This window comes from Leptospira perdikensis (assembly GCF_004769575.1).
In the GTDB taxonomy this organism is placed as follows: Bacteria; Spirochaetota; Leptospiria; order Leptospirales; family Leptospiraceae; genus Leptospira_A; species Leptospira_A perdikensis.
In genome coordinates, this window is the sequence record NZ_RQGA01000013.1 from 301,594 (window position 1) to 318,765 (window position 17,172).

The window sequence follows — 17,172 nt, forward strand, 5'->3', positions numbered from 1 at the left end:
CCTAACGACCGCTAAACCGGTTGTGGATGAGTTCCATTTCTTTTTGGAGAGTGGCATCACGACCGGCGAGGAAATAAGCACCTCTTACAGGAATGCTTGTAATTTCTGAATCTTCCGTAATTGTCACGACAGTTCCAGGAATTTTCGGTGCCAAGGTGTAAGTCCAAGACCCACGCATTTTAAAACTAGCATCCGTCAGTTCTATTTTCCAAAGTTTGTTCGGAATGGATTCGCGAAGTTCAAAAATCATATACCCACCCATATCCGGTGTTTCCTCCCATTTTGTAATCGTACCATCTGACTTAGTTTCTAAAATTTTAATCGCAACCACTTCCTTTCGACGATTGGGAAGGTCACGAACATCAGTGACGTAAGCCCAGATATCTTCTGGTTCTGCTTTCAACCATTCACTGGTTTCCGAATGGAATTTCGGATCTTGGAAATAACCGACTGCTAAAAAAAGAACAACAAGCCCTATAAGTAAAAAACTGGTTCCAAAAGCAAAAAGAACAATTCGTTTCATAACTTTTTTTCTTGCTTAGTCTTGGAATGATCAATCATAATCTTTTCCACAATGCATGCAAATGAACAGATAATTCAAAAGTTTTATACTGCCTTCCAAAACAAAGATGGGCAAACCATGGTATCTCTCTACCATCCCGAGATCGAATTCCAAGATCCTGCTTTTGGTCATTTAAAAGGGAAAGAAGCGGTCGCAATGTGGCTTATGTTAATCGAAAAAAGTCAAAACTTAACGATTCGATTTTCGAATATCAAAGCAGATGACACAAAAGGTTCCGCCGATTGGGAAGCCGATTATAGTTTTAGTAAAACTGGCCGGACAGTACAAAACAAAATCCATGCAAACTTTACTTTTAAAGACGGAAAGATCCTCATTCACAAAGATCATTTTTCTATGTGGAAATGGTTAGGAATGGCTATGGGTCCTATTGGTTATTTTCTCGGTTGGTGGCCGGCACTCGGTAACAAAGTAAAAAAAGAAGCTGTGACAGGATTACAACTTTATATGAAACGAAAACGTATGTAGTATGTTAGTTGGTTTGATAGAGAAACAATCTACCAGTTTATGATTAGTTTCTCTATCAGAATGAATCCTGTTATGGATTCGGCATATTGGAAAGTCCACCGGCGTTCGTAACATCAGAGTATCCAATAGATTCCAAAAATGATTTGGCACTTCCACTGCGACCGCCCGAAGCACAATACACAATGATGGATTTGTTTTTATCTCCAAATTCATCCAATCGTTTTGAAACTTGGTCCACAGGAATATTGATGGCACCTGGGAAATGACCAGATTGGAATTCGGCAACGGTTCTTACATCGACAACCAAAGCACCAGAATCAATTTTTTCTTTCAATTGGGTTTGGTTTACACCAAGTACCGATTTTAATTTATAAATAATAAAAATAACACAAAGAACAACTAAAACAATGATAACAATACGATTCAAAAACTACTCTCCTACTTTGTTAGGATAGACGAAGGAAATAGAATCATTCAGACCAAGTTCACGAAAAAAACAAGAATAATAACCTGTATGGCAAGCCGCGCCAATTTGATCCGTAATGTATTGGATGAAAAAGGGATTAGAATGTACATAAATCGCAGATAAATTTTGAAGGTGGCCAGACTCTTCTCCTTTCACCCATTTTCCATTTCTAGATCTGCTGAAATAAGTTCCAAGGCCTGATTCCACTGCCGAAAGCAAACTTTCCTTTTTCCCCCAAGCCAACATCAAATCTTTCCCTGAAATGTCTTGGGCTAAAAATGGGGAAAGAGGGGGAATGGTTTTTTGAAAAGAAATCCATTCTCCTTCCGTTATTTTCAAACTTCCCAATTCCCATAACAGAAGTTTGTCGGAAATTTCCAATTTAGGATTGATTTCAAGCAGGGCATCTTCATCACAATCAACAAACAATTGTTTTTTGCCAAAATCAAACCGGCTTACAAATTCCTGCGCAAGTGGAGAACTCATTACTTTTAAACTAACATCTTTTGAATTCAGTGTTGGTTTGGATATGATTGTGATCACTTTGTCAGCGGGAAGTTGGATCATATACTTGTCTCCACAGATAGAATTTCTGTAGTTTTAGTTTTTCCACGAAGAGAAAGTGTACCCATAGACTTAACTTTTAGATTTTGTCGAAACTCAAGTGAAATTTGATCGTATAATTCTTTAGAAATTAGAAAGTTTCTTTTTAAATCCTTTCCTAAGGACTCTAGTCTACTCGCCGCATTAACTGTATCACCAATCACTGTGTATTCCAATCGTTTCTCCACACCAACATTTCCCACAACGACCGGTCCATAATGAATTCCAATCCGAATGAAAATAGGTTTCTCACCTAATGTTTCACGTTTTTGGTTCCAGAGAGACAATGCTTTTATCATAGCAACACCCGCTTTGGCTGCATTGGTTGCATCTTCCTTAGTAGGAATTGGAGTTCCAAAAGTAACCATCATCCCATCACCAATGAACTTATCAAGTGTTCCTCTATGTTCAAAGACAACATCTAACATAAAACTATGGTATTCGGAAAGTAAGGACATGGTTTTTTCTGGACCTAGGGTTTCTGAAATTTGTGTAAACCCAACGATATCACAAAATAAAACAGCGATTGTAGTTTCTTTACCGCCAGGTTTAAAAAAATCATCTTCTGCATGATTCATTTCTGCCACTACGTTTGGCGAAAAGTATCGTGTAAGTTGAGTCATCTTCACTTCATTATTTACAGCAGCAAATATTGTTCGCCTAACGCGATAGGTAAGAAAAGCTAAAAAGAATCCAAGAACACCAATGATTCCCATAGACATAATGTAATTATTTACGTGGGCTGCTGGTCCAAGAAAGGCCTCTTTAAAACTTTCCGTACTTACAAATCTAGGATCTTGTTGTGCATAGACCAGAATCCCTGCTTGGCTTATAACAACCCCTAATGCATAAATCATTGGATATATGGGTTGGATGCTAAAGGCATTCATCACCAAAGTGCCCGCAATGATAAAATGTAAATAGGTTTTAATTAAATAAGTTCTTGGAACTTGTGACTCACCGCCAACTGCATTGTACCAAATAAATGGAAGGATGGTAATGATGAATAAATCAATGACCACACAAAACAATCCAACAAAGGAAACAAACTTCCCTTTTTTCAAAAACTTTGATAAAATATAGAGAACTAGATTTAGAGCTAAGGAAATAGAGGTGATGGTTAATATCTCAAATAAAGTCTGAGCAACAAAGAAGGTCCCAATCGTAAGAAGCGAAAAGATTAAAATTTTTCCGTAAAGGCTAAATTTTATTCCTTCAATCTCCTTCTCTCGTAAAATTTGTTCCGACTTTGTTGCCATTGGTTTATTTTAAAAGATCACCTGGATTTGCATCACGATCAGGAACAAACAAAGACAAGGTTTTCTCCTTTCCTGATGCGAGTAACATTGCCTCTGAGAGGCCGAATTTCATTTGGCGAGGTTTTAAGTTTGCAACTACTACCACTTTTTTTCCAACCAATTCTTCTGCCGTATAACTTGCCTTGATCCCAGCGAAAACATTTTTGATTCCTTTTTCTCCAAGGTTAACTTTTACAAATAGAAGTTTGTCGGCGCCTTCCACAGGGTTTGCTTCTACAATAAGACCCACCCGAAGTTCTACTTTGGAAAGTTCGTCAATTGTGATAAAACCATCTTCTGAAACAGTCGCAGAATCAGAGTTTTGCGTTTTCCCTTGTTCTGGTTTAGACTTCTCTGGATTTGCCTTTTCAAAAGCTTCTTTGGTTTCTTGAATCATAAGTGAAATATTTTTTTCCTCTACACGTTTTGATAACATTTGGTATGGCCCAAGGACTTTGTTTTCTAAGGTTTCGGTTAAATTCAGAAAACTTAAATTCGGCACCTGAAACAATGTAGCCAAAGAACTAACTATATTCGGTGTTACCGGAGCCAAATAAGTGAATAGAATCTTCGCACAGTTAAGAGAAGTTGTTACAACCTCTCTTGCTTTTTCAACATCAGATTTAATTAGATTCCAAGGAGCATAATCATTTACATACTTATTAACTTTATCTCCGAGACCTGTAACTTCTCTCATCACCTTAGAATAGTTACGTGATTCATAGGCTTCACGAATTTCTGATTCTTTGGATAATAGTTCGCCAACTAACGATTTTCCTTCTGCAGAAAGATTACCTAATTTACGATCCATTTTATCGAGGATGGAAGTAGACACTCGGGAAACCAAATTCACAAGATTTCCAATCAAATCGGAATTCACTCGAGAAACAAAATCATCAAAAGATATATCTACATCTTCCATCCCTGAACCCAAACGGCAGGCAAGATAAAAGCGAAAATGTTCTACATCTAGATACTTCGCAAAAGTGGAAGCATTGATAAATGTCCCTCTTGATTTAGACATCTTCTCACCGTTTACAGTTAAAAATCCGTGTACATTGAGTTGGGTCGGTGTTTTGTAACCAGAGCCCATAAGCATTGCTGGCCAAAAAAGCCCATGAAAGTAAAGAATATCCTTTCCGATGAAGTGAACAATTTCACCCTTTCCTTCTTTCCAAAACTCGTTGAACTTCTTTTCATCTTTTAAAAAGTTCATAGCGGATGCCATATACCCAACAGGTGCATCCAACCAAACATAAAAATATTTATTTTCTTCTTCTGGAATCGCAAAACCAAAGTAAGGGCCATCGCGACTAATATCCCATTCTTGTAACCCAGAGGTAAACCATTCCTTTAGTTTTTTCTGAGCCCCTTCATTCAAACGACTTCCTTCTTCCATCCAAGTTTGTAATTGAGATTGAAAGTCTTGGAGTTTAAAAAATAAATGTTTGGATTCTTTAAGTACTGGTGTTGTCCCACAGATAGAACAATAAGAATCCTTTAGATCTTTAGGAGAATAACTTGTTCCACAAACTTCACAAGAATCACCATATTGATCTTTGCTGCCACATTTCGGACATATCCCTTTGATGAACCTGTCAGGTAAGAACATCTTATCATGTTCGCAATATGACTGCTCAATGTTTCGTGCAACGATATGACCGTTTTTCTTTAAGGTAAGATAGATGGACTCTGAGTATTTTTTATTTTCTTCCGAATTTGTCGTATAATAGTTATCATACGACACTTCAAAAGACGATAGGTCTTTATAGTGTTCCTTCTGTACCTCTTCAATCATGGACTCGGGAGTTTTGCCTGCTTTTTTAGCGGCGATCATAATTGGAGTTCCGTGTGTATCATCGGCACAGAAAAAATAACAATTATTTCCAACTAACTTTTGGAAACGCACCCAGATATCTGTTTGGACTGCTTCTAATACATGACCTAAGTGGATGGAACCATTGGCATAGGGAAGAGCACTTGTAACGAGTATGTTTTTCGACATAGATTAATTCCAGTTTCCTGATTCGAAGTTCCAATTCAGCCCATTTTTAGGAAAAATCAAGAAAAGAGTAAAAAAATGAAGTTACGGAAGAATCGAAAGTAATAAAATTCACGTTTGTTATGGCTAAGAAAATCGTTCAAAATTTGAAACAAGTCAAAGGGAACAAGGACAGACATCCGGAATCGATCCAATCGACTCTGGAGATAGAAAGTGACCTTCATATTGAATATGCCAAAGTCCTTCTCAGTCTGTGGTCATATGCTTGCAATGCGGATGGCCAGTTCAAAAAGAAAGAAGGGGACATTGTCGGAGAACTGGTGAACGTACTGTTTGAACCTGGTTGCCTCTTAAGCGGATTCCAAGCCCAGAAAAAAACCGTTTTGGATATCCTTTCCAAAACCTTTGAAAACCCCCTTCCTATGAAAACCATCACCAAAGTGGTATCCGATAACGATGAGTACGCATTGAATTTTTTTGAAGATGCAGTTTGTATTGTCGCATCCGATGGAGCTCTCAATCAGGAAGAAATACATTTTTTGGAAGATTTAGCAAACGAACTCAAAATTAGTCATATGGACAAAGTTAGGGTCGAAAAGAAATACCTTGCTTAAAGGTTTTTATTTCATTCTATTTGGGATTTTAGTTTCGGTATCTATCGACCCAAGACCTGGAATGGGGGAGTCTTATAGATCTTCATCGTCATCCAGTTCTAGTAGTTATCGATCCAGTTCCTCTTCTTATTCCAGTTCGAAATCTTCCTATTCTTCCAATACAAAATCAGGATATAGTTCCTCTTCCTCCACTCCGAGTACCCCATCACCTAATCTTTATTTTAACACCAAAGATCACAAAATCACAGTCCATCTGTATTCTGATGGGTCCGCCTTAGTGAAAGAATCATTTACGATTCTTGCAAAACAATCCAATTTAGGAATTCGACGTCCGCAGATTTTTCACCAAGAAAATGGAGAAATCTCCGATATAAAAGTTTCTCCAGAAAATTTCAGCGTTTCGCATAACTATGATTCTATAGATATTTATTGGGAAGAACCGAAAGACAATCCAGAAACCAAAATCTCACTCGAATACAAAATTCTCCAATCCGTAGAGTGGTTAGGTACGCTCCCCTTAATTCATTGGCGGTTTACTAAAACAAGTAACGATTCGGTTCCTTTTTTGTTAGATATTTCATGGGATCCAGATACCATTTCTCCAAATTTACAATTGTATGAAGAAAAAATTGATTCCGAATTAGCAGAATACGTAAAAGAACCTGTCCTCAAAAACCAAAACAATACCGAACTTCATTATTCACCGAACAAAGATGATAAAGAAATAAATTCCATGGTTTTTATTGATTTACCATCCCTTGATTCAAAATCCAATCCGAAACTTTCTGGAACTATTAAAAATATTTCTGATTCGCTAAACAATGGTTACCGATTGAAAGAATATGTTTTTCTAAATGACAATGGTAGTCAAAATTATCAGTCAGAAATCGAAATCTCCAATCAAAACTTAAATTCTGAGCCTTTATTGATCCCATTTGGGTTATTTCAGTTTCGGGAACACGGAGAAACATTTTGGAATCAGATGGTAACTCCAAGATACCAAATTACTTATGCTCTAAAAGGACTAGATAGTTCATTTTGGCACCTTTTCAGTGCGAGTTTAACCAATTTTCAAAAAAGCCAAAATACAAAGTCTATAAATTATTCATTCGCCTATAACACATTAGGGGAAACATCAAATCGAAAAGACAAAGGTTCCGAACATTGGATTCGAGTTACCGGACTCGAAAAAAATAATAATTTGGATATGGAATCCTTTCAAATTCAGGTGGAAAGCGAATCTGATCTCGACAAAGACAATACCACTGTGGAATTGGTGATTGGGGATTGTGAGTTTTGTACCAACTACGAAGACCAAAATTCAATTCTGATACCGATTCAACCAGAATGGAACAAGTCCGGGTTTCTCATCCGATGGACTACAACCATTCCATCAAACTATAATCTTTACGTTCGTGTGCGAGAATCGAACAAATCTTTCAATTACAATCCAATTTTAGTATCATATGCTGTTCTCAATTCTTTCTATCATTCTCCGGGTTCCGGTAGTCATTCTGGTTATTTGATTTTCCTTGGAGTCCTCGGTCTCACCACAACCATCATTAGCTTTTACTTTATTTCGAAATTTAACATTAAACGAAAATATAATAGGAATCGAAATTTCATTCTGAAACAAATCCAACTAGCAGATCCAGAATTTGATTGGCATGAATTTTCAAAGAAAGTCATCTACATATCGGAACAAATTGTTTTCGCTTGGGATAAAGGAAATATGGATCCTGTGCGAAATTTTCTCTCAGCCTCTGTATTCCAAAGGTTTTCGATTCAATTGCGTTTGTTACGAGAAATAGACAAAGAAATCAATCGAATGAAAAATTTTTCAGTCTTGTCTGTTGAAATTTTAAATTTAGAGTTGGAATCGGAATACCAAACCATTCATCTCAAACTGCAATGTATATCTAAAGACCAAACCTTTTCGATTGAGACTAAAGAAGAAAAAATCCAAAAAGAGCTCAACTCTTCTTCTGCAAAAATCTATGAAGAAGTACATTCCTTTACTCGGAAACTCTCCGCCCTAACAAAACCAAAAATGGATTTAGTTCATAATCATTGTCCTTCTTGTGGAGCCAACTCACCACTATCACATCAATCTACCAAATGCCAATATTGCGGTGTGATTTTTAATTCTGGAGAATCAGATTGGGTTTTGACCGAGATCACTCAAATGGTCGAATGGGAACCGACTTCGATTGAAAAAGGAAAAATGAACACAGGCGAAATCTCCAAACAAATATTAGAAGATAGAGCCTCTGCTGTTTTTTGGAAGTATATACAATTCCAATCATTACCTCAAAGTTTAGTTCTGGACAGAGAAAGTACATCGAACGCTATTCAATTGTTAGGTGAACCAGGAAAGGAAATTTTGTTCCTGCCAGTGATCGGTTCTTGCCGGCTCATCCATTGGGACTTGGAATCCAGTCCTAAAACGATGGTTTGTGAAATTCGTTGGAGTGCAGCTTCAAAAAAAAATATGATTCCAGAACATAGGAGAAATCGAATCAAACTGAGTTTATCAGCGAACCGCTCGGCTTCCTTGGGTTTTTCGGAAATGAGCTGTCAAAACTGTGGGGCGAACTTTCCAGAATTGGATGCAACCCATTGTGAATTTTGTAACCAAGAAATTCCAAAGAAAGTAGACGATTGGTTATTAGAAGAAATATCCCCAGCTTAAATCATCACTATTACCTTGGTTTGGTATAACAGATCCAATGTCTGTCAGTAACTGGCTCCACATTCAATTTGGTATCTAAACGAACGATTTCTAACATTTCTTTCACTTCTTCGATTCGATAAGCAGCCAGTAAACTATTGTAAAAATCTCTTTTTAAAATTTCTGGTTCATTATTCGCATAACGTTCTATTAGTTGATTTGTTTGAGTGAGAGAATCAGGTCTCATTAGATCAGAGATGAAAATAAAACTATCGTTATGAATAGATCTTTGAATCGCTCCCCAAAATTGAAATGGATCATGTATATGATGTAATAAAGAATTCGAAAATACTAAATCGTAAGGGGATTCGGGAACAAAGTCCTGAATGAGTTCTTTTTTAAAATCAATTTTATTGTTTCTTTTTTCTGAATCCAATGTATCCATACGCTTCTTACAAAGATCTAACATGAATTCGGACCCATCTAGAAACGTAAAATTCGCCATCGGAAACTGTAAATACAAGCGAGATGACATATCCCCGGGCCCACAACCTAAATCCAAAATGGATTCTGGTACAAACCTTTGGGGGAGTCTATCTTGAAATTTACGAATGAGAAACGAATGAGCTGTTTCAAAATCAGCATTAGCATAAGATTCTACTTGAGTAGGATCTTCCATAAGTTCTGGTTCAGGGATTCGAACCATGTGGTGAAAAGAAAAGTTTACAGATCGTTTCATTCTCTATTAAGGATAAAAATCTCATGAAACAAATCTATCTATCCATCCTTTTCTTTGTTTTTCTGACAAATTGTATGCTTACGGAAGGGATAGGAATTCCTACCTACGGTGCGATCAAAGGTGCAGAAGCAAAAAAAAGAATCTCCAATGCAATTTTAGAAGCAGAATCAACAGCTTCTGCGTTTTGGCTTGCTCAATCAGGAATGAAGGGAGGGCAAGGTCCCATCTCGCCTCTTCTACTCATCAATGGTGTTTTAGCCAAAATTCTTTATTCCTATCTTGCAGAAATCGAAGATAACGAATCCTTTATGGAATCCTCTGTTTTACAATGTGAATCCGATATTCGTACAAAGGGAGCTTTGATTTTAGGAAGTACCTATGATGGTTTAACAACAACTGGCGGGGTCATTCGAGATGCCATTCTTTTGCCAGAGTTTGCATCCTGTGATTTAGTAAATACAGGCAAAATCATTACGATCGAACCAATTCGTTTTTAAATGAGGGTTTTATGAAATCGAATCAATTTAAATTATTAATTTTACTCTTATCGTCTTCTTTTTTTCTAGATTGTCTCAAATCAGTTGAGACGGACAAAGATGCGCAATCGATATTGATGGCAGGTATTGTTGGCTCTTGTTTTAGTATCGATATTTGTTTTGATCAATATGCCAAAACCACTGATGAAGGTGCGAGTTTCCAAGTTTATGACCAATCAGGTAACAGGATTTATGCGAGACAATCTGTCTTAGATTATAGTACTTACCGACCGATTGCTTCTGGATCCAAATGGGTAACAGCAATCACCGCCATGAGAGCCATAGATTGTAATGCTAATAGTGGAACCTATGCAAGTTGCGGAACGGTTACGACAGGAACTTGCGCCACTGGAGGGACTTTGTCCTTAAGTCGAACTACTGGTGAAATTCTTGGATGGACCGGAACGAAAGGATCCATCACCCTCCGTCAGTTATTGTCCTTTACTTCCGGTCTCAACGCAGGTGGGGGGAATGGATCAGGGCAAGCCACTTGTATTTCCACTTTACCCGTCGGTGCCTCTGGTACACAAAAAGATACTTGTGTGAACGACATTCGGGACCAATCGACAGGAACTCCGGGAGCATTGTTCCAATACAATTCCAATCATATGGCAGTCGCACAACGTATGTTAGAGGTATCTTGTGGAAAAACTTGGAATACTATTTTCACTCAACTCATTGTCACTCCTTTAGGATGGGATTCAAGTCAAGCCGTTTGGAAAGGTAATTACCGAACCAGTGAAGACACCGATGGAAGTTTGTCTGGAGCCTTTGGCCTTTCCATCTCGCCAGAACATTATGCGAGAATGTTAAATGCTCTTCTTACCAATGGAACAGCAAAAAATGCATCAGGTGCAAACATCGCCAATTTTTTATCCACAACCTCGGTGACAGAAATTTTGGCAGACCAATACCAAGGAGCAAAGATTGGATATTCTCAATTCTCTGCATTTGGATATAAATGGCAATATGGACTCGGAAATTGGAGATTTTGCACGAATACTGAAGTTCCGACAGAATGTGATAAAGACCTTATCTCTCATAGCATTGGAATCAACGGATTTTATCCATGGGTAGATAAAAATCGAAGTTATATGGCCATCTTAGCAGTCAATAATATCGGAAGAAAAAATGGATTGAGTTTGTTACCAGCTTCATCAACCTCATTATTCTTTGCAGAAACTGTTAGACCACTCATACATACTCAAATAGGAAAGTAACCATGACAAAAAAACAATTCGTTCTACTAACATTGATAGGAGTTTCCCTTCTATCTAACATATCCAATCTTGTTGCTCAGACACCAGAATGGTCCGAGTCCAAACGTAAAAAAGGAATCCAAGTTTTAACTCGTCCTTTTGCAGGCTCTAATCTAGATGAATTTTTAGGCCGAACAGAGGTAGATGCTTCCATCTCTCAAATCATTGCCCTACTCACGGATCCCGCTTCTTGTAAAAATCTTTACCACCAATGTAAAGAACTCACAGTGCTTTCCGGTACAGAAAAAAAATCAGTGGTTTACTTACGTAATGGTGCCCCTTGGCCAGTCAATGATCGTGATTTGATTATGGATCGAAGTTTTGAACAAAATGAAAAAACTTTGGTTACAATTATGAAGATCAAACGACTTGATTCCAATGCACGCCCTACACCCTCCGGTGTCACTCGTATGGAAAACTTTGAAGGTGTTTGGCGAATCATTCCACAAACCAATGGAAAACTAAAAATTGAATACCAAGCACATTTTGAACCAGGTGGATCTGTTCCCCAATCAGTGATTAACTTGGTTTTAACGGACACTCCTTATGAATCACTTCTCAACGTACAAAAGTTAGTGGAAGAAGGAAAACATAAAGATACAAAATTTGATTGGATCAAGGAACCAACAAAAAACTAAATCCTATCTTTAGTTTAATGAAGACCTGTAACGGGCTTCACAGTGAACTATTTATAGTTTGTCTGTGAAGTCAAAATACAGTCCGAAATCCATAACTGACAAAATTCGATCCACAATTGGGATCTGGCGGACAATAGAGACCAAAAATTCCTGATCTGTGATGGACTCGTAAAAAAATTTCTGTTTTTCTTTCGAAAGGTAAATAAGAACTAAATTCTACCATCATATAGTTAAGTAAAGCCCTAGATTCAATGGCATCTTTTTGTAAACCATCCAGATAATATCCTTTGGCTTTATTTTCTAATTTTGGATTTTCGGAGGCGAGAGACAAACCTTCACCTAACGATAAACTGAATGGGGAACCGTACATACGATCTATTTTTACAATGTAAAATCCATTCACTTCCCAATGGTTCATTTCACCAAAATGTTTGGTAACATTACCTTCCCATAAAAAATCAAACCATCGAATCCGGTAATCAAATGGTCGTGAAATTCCCAAACTTCCTATATACGATTCTTTATAATCAGTTTTTTGTCGAAACACAATGGGGATCAAATCGGTAGTGGTAAAAATCCCACCATACATCACCAAGTTCCAATTTTCTTTTGGGATAGAAACGGAGTTTAGATCTTTTAGAGGAAAAGTTGCGAAGAATATGACGAAAGATCCAATCAGAAAAAATTTACGAATTTGCGGGGCTATAATCTTTTTTATCTGAATCAAATCGATTGTTCCTTAGTTATGGTTGGAACCAATCTTGGTTTCTTTTTTCCCATTCCTTTAATTGCAAATGGATGTTGTCATAATTTTGAAGAAATAATCGCCTTAAGAAAGTTTCATATTCCTTACAGTTGTCTGACTGCGACTGATTTAATGACTCTCTTAGTTTTGTTGGTTTTTCTTGATTACAATATTTTTGCAAAACGGTAGGGTATCGGTTGGAATTTAAAGCTGGTGAAAGGATACTCGACATAGTCCCAATATAAAATGGCATGGGGGCCCAAATGGTTTCATGAGTGAATAAAAATGAAATTCTATGTAAATTGGTTTCACCCGATGTCCAAACTAGTTCCGCTTCTGTTTCCATTGTTCCATAATATAACATAGTCAATGCGAGAAGACTGGCTCCAATACTATAAAATGGTTTTTGACTCTCTTTTCGGATGACAATTGTCAGGTTGTCGATATTAGATAACTCAAATCCACGATCCCATCTTGGTAGTTCGTTAGGATTGATTGGTTTTTCTGGTTTTGGTTTTGGGGCATGGTCTGGATTTGGTTCCGCTAGCGGAACTGTTGTTAAATCAACTACATTCGCATTTTCATCCAAAAGAATGGCCGGTGGCACTGGAAAAATTTCATTAAATACCTTGGCTAAAATTGAATCTGTAGTAGTCCATCGAATGGAAATCATTTTAGTTTTGGAAATTTTCGCTTCTGAACTCAACTCAGGCATTGGAGTTTTACAAGAAAGATTCAAAACCAAAAAAATAATGAAAAAGGAAACTAGCTTTAGATTCATATTTACTTAAATTTCAAACTTCCCATTGGTAAAATTCTAAACTCGAATGAAACTAACAATGTAATCATCGGCAAAATGAAATTACACTTAACATGGATAAGATTATATCACTCACATTAGACATTAAATTTGTAAGTTGATACAAAATTATATGTTTATATTCTGTCCAAATTTCAATAAATTGCCATCTAAATCGACAACATAAAACTCTCTCATTCCCCAAGGTTTATCCATAATGTGAGCATTTTTATGGACAATTCCTTTGTTTTTGAAATCAACATACATGGAATCTATAGAATCTACCTGATAATAAACACTAGAGTTTTGTGGTATGGATGGATCATCACATAACCATAAATGAAGTTCAAATCCATCCTTTTCTAATAAAAAAATATCATCATATTCCTTTAGAGTTTTAAACCCTAAGTTCTCTTCATAAAAATTTTTGGACTTTTGCAGATCTAAAGATGGGAGTTGTGGAATTGATTTTTTGATCATAGATTACTGTTAGTTTCTAGTCCCGGATTCAAAGTTTCCAACTTTATTTTTTCTATTTGGATGGATCCTTTTGTAGAAAAAATTTTTGGCTTTGATTTCTGCGCATAAAAAAGGCCCGAAAATTCGGGCCTCTACTTTCCAAATCCTCTGCTGTTTGAGCGAACCCTAACAACAGAGAAGAAAATTTAGTTTCTAATTAAGAAGCTAATGCTTGGTCAAGTAAGTCTTTCGCTACTACACGAAGAGCCATTACTTCTTCCGCACCTTCAAAAATTGAGAATACACGAGCATCTACGAAATAACGTGATACAGGATACTCTTCCGCATAACCCATACCACCATGAATTTGCATTGCTTCACGAGTCACCCACTCAGCAATTTTGGATGCATACAATTTAACAAGTGTTGCTTCCATTTGACCTTTGTGGTTATCGAGTAGTGTTGCTACATAGTTAGTATACTGACGAGTTGCTTGCACAATCATTGCCATCTTCGCAATTTTGAACTTAGTTAAAGTATAATCGTAAATTGGTTTTGCGAATACTTTACGTTCTTGGGAATAACGAAGAGCTGCTTCAAGAGCTGCTTGCATCACACCATTGGCACGAGCTGCTGTTTGGATACGTCCACCAGCAAATCCTTCCATTTGGAAATAGAATCCTTTACCACGTCCAGCATCACCACCAAGAAGGTTTTCTTTTGGAACAAAGTAATCTTCAAAAGAAACTTCGTAAGAGTGCATTCCTCGGTAACCAATGGTTCCGATTGCTTTCCCTTGGATTGTTCCACCACCTTCTTGTTTGTAACTGAACTCATGGCCGTCAAAAGATGGTTTTTCAGCTAAAATGATAGAAAGACCTTTGTGTTTGAGGTTTGGATCAGATTCTGTTCTGCAAAGGATAAGAAGAAGATTCGCATAACCTGCGAATGTGCACCAGGTTTTTACACCGTTGATCACAAATCCGCCATTTGCTTCTTTCGCTGTTACAGATACACCAGCAACATCGGAACCGTAGTTAGGTTCTGTTACCATGATTCCAGCGAATTTTTCGCCAGATGCAAGAAGTGGTAACCATTTGTTTTTTTGTTCGTCCGTTCCCCCTTTGAGGAGAGCTTTGGACATAATTTCTGGTCTTGTGATGAGTGATCCTGCAGCACCGAGTGATCCACGAGAAAGTTCTTCCGTTACCACTAACATGGAAATGTTGTCTGGACGGTCATCTGGTTGGATACCACCAAATTTTTCCGGAATACAAAGTCCGAAACAACCCATGTCTTTTAATCCATTGATGATTTCAGCCGGAATCAAATCGTCATGTCTATGGACATGTTCTGCTTGAGGAACCACTACGTTTTCAGCAAAATCTTTAAAGATTCCGCGGAAGTTTTCGTGGTCTTCAGAAAGACCGTAAGCACCGAAGTGTCCAAGATCAACGATCTTGTCTACGATGGCTTCGTAGTTTTCCATTTTTGACGCTGCTTCTACATAAGCATTGATCTCATCAGAAAAAAGTTTGGAGAATAGTTCTTGGTAAGTCAGTTCATACTCAGCCGGACGAGCTGCGAGTTCCGAACGAATGTTAGTAACAGTTTCGGCCACAAAAGTAAGGGCCATTTTTTGTTCCAATTCACCAGTTCCCTTGGAAGCATCCCAAGCATAAACGATAAAGTTCTCAGCAACACGTTGTTGAGCCGTCATCCAAGCCAATTGGTAAAACACATGTTGTGTTTTGTCCATTTTGCTTACGGATACTTTGCCGTTATCGGAATTTTTCTGAGCTAGTCGTTTGGTAACTTCATTGAGGAGGGCGGCTTGGGCACTAAGAGCCTTCTCCGCCTGGGATTTTTCGAGTTTCACTGCCGTTGCGGTCATGTGTTTAACGTTCCTGCGGTGGTTTTCTTCCACTATACGGAAGGAAAGTACCTTGTCATTTTCATTTTTAGACTAGGTTTTGCGTAAGGGAGGTCAAAACTGGACGAAAGTGGAAACCAAGGAAAGAAATTATTGAAAATCATCGGCATTGACCCTGGCTCCCACCGTGTGGGGTACGCAATTTTATCCTTTCCCCAAGGATTACGCCGGAACCCCGAACTATTAACTTACGGAACCATTGAAGTGGCTCCCAAAACTCCTTCACCTGATAATTTGATTCAAATCCGAAAGGAACTAATGGACATCCTTACCGAATTCCAACCAGAAGTTGCGGCCGTGGAAGAGCTGTTCTTTGTTCAGAACACAACGACCGGAATGAAGGTTTCAGAATCTCGCGGGGTCATTTTACTTTCGCTCGGCGAAGAAAAGATACCTGTAGTCTCTCTCACTGCCACACAAATCAAAAAAGGAATCTCTGCCAAGGGGAACGCCACCAAAAAAGAAGTTCGGGCAGCGATCCAAATGATTTTGGGATTTAAAGATCTAAAAGGCCACGATGACTCATGGGACGCCATCGCTTGTGCCTTTGTTGGTCGCTCTTTAGTTTGAAGCACTCCTTGCCCCGTTCATCGACAAAAAGATTTCATTCTTTTGTTCCCGACTGGCATTCGCAGAAACCGTAGAAAAACCAGTGGTGATTTCCAAATCTCCATTCCGTAATCCTTCCATCACACCATCAGCATATTCGTCTAAGTTCAGTCCCGCCGTATGTGTGTTAGGGATTCCTAAATCTGTATCTACCATTGGTGGAGAAACTTCAATCACCTCAATGGGTTGATTCCGAAACTGAAATCGTAATGTCAATGTGAAAGAATGTAAAGCCGCTTTGGTTGCACTATACACCGGCGCATAAGCCAAAGGGATATGTGACAATCCAGAAGTAGTATTCAAAATCGCGGCATTTTTCTTTGCAAACAGGTGTTTAGCGAATAACATGGAAAGATGGATGGGACCTCCCAAATTTACATCGATCTCCTTTCCTAAGTCAGCCCAAGGTTCCACTTCGCCCAGTTTGGGATACCTTTGCATACCCGCGTTGTTGAATAATACATTCAATTCTGGAAAATCTTTTGTGGTTTTCTCAAACAACTTTTCCCTCTCTTCCGGGCGAGAGATATCAAATAAATAAGTCCCCCAACTGGGATGAGATTTCGAAATCTCTTCCATCTTTTTTGCATTCGTTCCGCAAACCAAAATTTGGTTTCCTAAATCCGAAAATCGTTTTGCGAGAGCGAGGCCGATCCCACTCGTTCCCCCAGTGATGAGGATTGTATTTCCATTCAATTGCATCAATTTGTACCGTTTCCCTACTTACATTAATAATATTTTGTAAGTTACAAA

General features: G+C 38.0%; 18 protein-coding genes. 7 read left to right on the forward strand and 11 right to left on the reverse strand.

The annotated features are described in order from the left end of the window. Position 1: 1 nt before the first annotated feature. Positions 2–523, reverse strand: coding sequence for an SRPBCC family protein (locus EHQ49_RS12385; protein ID WP_135579888.1), 522 nt, complete (start codon positions 521–523; stop codon positions 2–4). Positions 524–574: 51 nt separating this feature from the next. On the opposite strand from EHQ49_RS12385, the gene EHQ49_RS12390 reads away from it, so the two are divergent. Next, complete coding sequence (locus EHQ49_RS12390) at positions 575–1,048, forward strand: nuclear transport factor 2 family protein (RefSeq protein ID WP_135579890.1); 474 nt, start codon at positions 575–577, stop codon at positions 1,046–1,048. Positions 1,049–1,118: 70 nt separating this feature from the next. On the opposite strand, the gene EHQ49_RS12395 is transcribed toward EHQ49_RS12390, so the two are convergent. From EHQ49_RS12395 to metG, 4 genes are read right to left on the reverse strand one after another with little or no spacing between them, the layout of a single operon-like run. Next, entirely contained in the window at positions 1,119–1,475 is a 357-nt protein-coding gene (locus EHQ49_RS12395; protein WP_135579891.1) for a rhodanese-like domain-containing protein, read from the reverse strand. A 3-nt stretch (positions 1,476–1,478) separates the two neighbouring features. Then, positions 1,479–2,081: a phosphoribosyl-AMP cyclohydrolase gene (locus tag EHQ49_RS12400; protein WP_135579893.1), complete on the reverse strand. Its 603-nt coding sequence runs from the start codon at positions 2,079–2,081 to the stop codon at positions 1,479–1,481. Further along, positions 2,078–3,376, reverse strand: coding sequence for an adenylate/guanylate cyclase domain-containing protein (locus EHQ49_RS12405; protein ID WP_135579895.1), 1,299 nt, complete (start codon positions 3,374–3,376; stop codon positions 2,078–2,080). The genes EHQ49_RS12400 and EHQ49_RS12405 overlap by 4 nt, the downstream gene beginning before the upstream one ends. Before the next feature lie 4 nt (positions 3,377–3,380). Further along, positions 3,381–5,420, reverse strand: coding sequence for a methionine--tRNA ligase (gene metG, locus EHQ49_RS12410; protein WP_135579897.1), 2,040 nt, complete (start codon positions 5,418–5,420; stop codon positions 3,381–3,383). 119 nt (positions 5,421–5,539) lie between these two features. Here metG and EHQ49_RS12415 point away from each other — a divergent pair, with 119 nt between their 5' ends. Together EHQ49_RS12415 and EHQ49_RS12420 are read left to right on the forward strand one after the other, a co-directional pair. Further along, positions 5,540–6,031 carry a TerB family tellurite resistance protein gene (locus tag EHQ49_RS12415; protein ID WP_135579899.1) on the forward strand — a complete coding sequence of 164 codons (492 nt, stop codon included), beginning with the start codon at positions 5,540–5,542 and terminating at the stop codon, positions 6,029–6,031. Next, entirely contained in the window at positions 6,024–8,723 is a 2,700-nt protein-coding gene (locus EHQ49_RS12420; protein WP_135579901.1) for a TIM44-like domain-containing protein, read from the forward strand. The genes EHQ49_RS12415 and EHQ49_RS12420 overlap by 8 nt, the downstream gene beginning before the upstream one ends. A gap of 10 nt (positions 8,724–8,733) precedes the next feature. Here the strand turns inward: EHQ49_RS12420 and EHQ49_RS12425 are convergent, their stop codons facing one another. Next, positions 8,734–9,441, reverse strand: coding sequence for a class I SAM-dependent methyltransferase (locus EHQ49_RS12425; RefSeq protein WP_208732211.1), 708 nt, complete (start codon positions 9,439–9,441; stop codon positions 8,734–8,736). A gap of 23 nt (positions 9,442–9,464) precedes the next feature. On the opposite strand from EHQ49_RS12425, the gene EHQ49_RS12430 reads away from it, so the two are divergent. The 3 genes from EHQ49_RS12430 to EHQ49_RS12440 are packed head-to-tail and all read left to right on the forward strand — an operon-like array spanning position 9,465 to position 11,874. Beyond that, positions 9,465–9,938, forward strand: a complete 474-nt coding sequence (locus tag EHQ49_RS12430; protein ID WP_135579903.1) for a TIGR04452 family lipoprotein — start codon at positions 9,465–9,467, stop codon at positions 9,936–9,938. Between the two features lie 11 nt (positions 9,939–9,949). Next, complete coding sequence (locus EHQ49_RS12435) at positions 9,950–11,197, forward strand: serine hydrolase domain-containing protein (protein WP_135579905.1); 1,248 nt, start codon at positions 9,950–9,952, stop codon at positions 11,195–11,197. 2 nt (positions 11,198–11,199) lie between these two features. Next, on the forward strand, positions 11,200–11,874 hold the full coding sequence (locus tag EHQ49_RS12440) for an START domain-containing protein (RefSeq protein ID WP_135579907.1): 675 nt from the start codon (positions 11,200–11,202) through the stop codon (positions 11,872–11,874). Between the two features lie 70 nt (positions 11,875–11,944). Here the strand turns inward: EHQ49_RS12440 and EHQ49_RS12445 are convergent, their stop codons facing one another. The 4 genes from EHQ49_RS12445 to EHQ49_RS12460 form a co-directional block, all read right to left on the reverse strand. Then, a complete protein-coding gene (locus tag EHQ49_RS12445; protein ID WP_135579909.1) occupies positions 11,945–12,601 on the reverse strand; it encodes a hypothetical protein in 657 nt (218 codons plus the stop codon). Positions 12,602–12,617: 16 nt separating this feature from the next. Continuing rightward, positions 12,618–13,400, reverse strand: a complete 783-nt coding sequence (locus EHQ49_RS12450) for a hypothetical protein (protein WP_135579911.1) — start codon at positions 13,398–13,400, stop codon at positions 12,618–12,620. Positions 13,401–13,547: 147 nt separating this feature from the next. Continuing rightward, positions 13,548–13,898: a bleomycin resistance protein gene (locus EHQ49_RS12455; RefSeq protein ID WP_135579913.1), complete on the reverse strand. Its 351-nt coding sequence runs from the start codon at positions 13,896–13,898 to the stop codon at positions 13,548–13,550. A 196-nt stretch (positions 13,899–14,094) separates the two neighbouring features. Next, the gene (locus tag EHQ49_RS12460) at positions 14,095–15,771 is read right to left on the reverse strand and encodes an acyl-CoA dehydrogenase family protein (RefSeq protein ID WP_135579915.1); all 1,677 of its coding nucleotides are present in this window, start codon (positions 15,769–15,771) and stop codon (positions 14,095–14,097) included. 132 nt (positions 15,772–15,903) lie between these two features. Here EHQ49_RS12460 and EHQ49_RS12465 point away from each other — a divergent pair, with 132 nt between their 5' ends. Continuing rightward, a complete protein-coding gene (locus EHQ49_RS12465; RefSeq protein WP_135579916.1) occupies positions 15,904–16,380 on the forward strand; it encodes a crossover junction endodeoxyribonuclease RuvC in 477 nt (158 codons plus the stop codon). Here EHQ49_RS12465 and EHQ49_RS12470 read toward each other — a convergent pair. Next, complete coding sequence (locus tag EHQ49_RS12470; RefSeq protein WP_208732222.1) at positions 16,372–17,121, reverse strand: SDR family oxidoreductase; 750 nt, start codon at positions 17,119–17,121, stop codon at positions 16,372–16,374. The two genes, EHQ49_RS12465 and EHQ49_RS12470, sit on opposite strands and share 9 nt — an antisense overlap. Positions 17,122–17,172 lie beyond the last annotated feature (51 nt).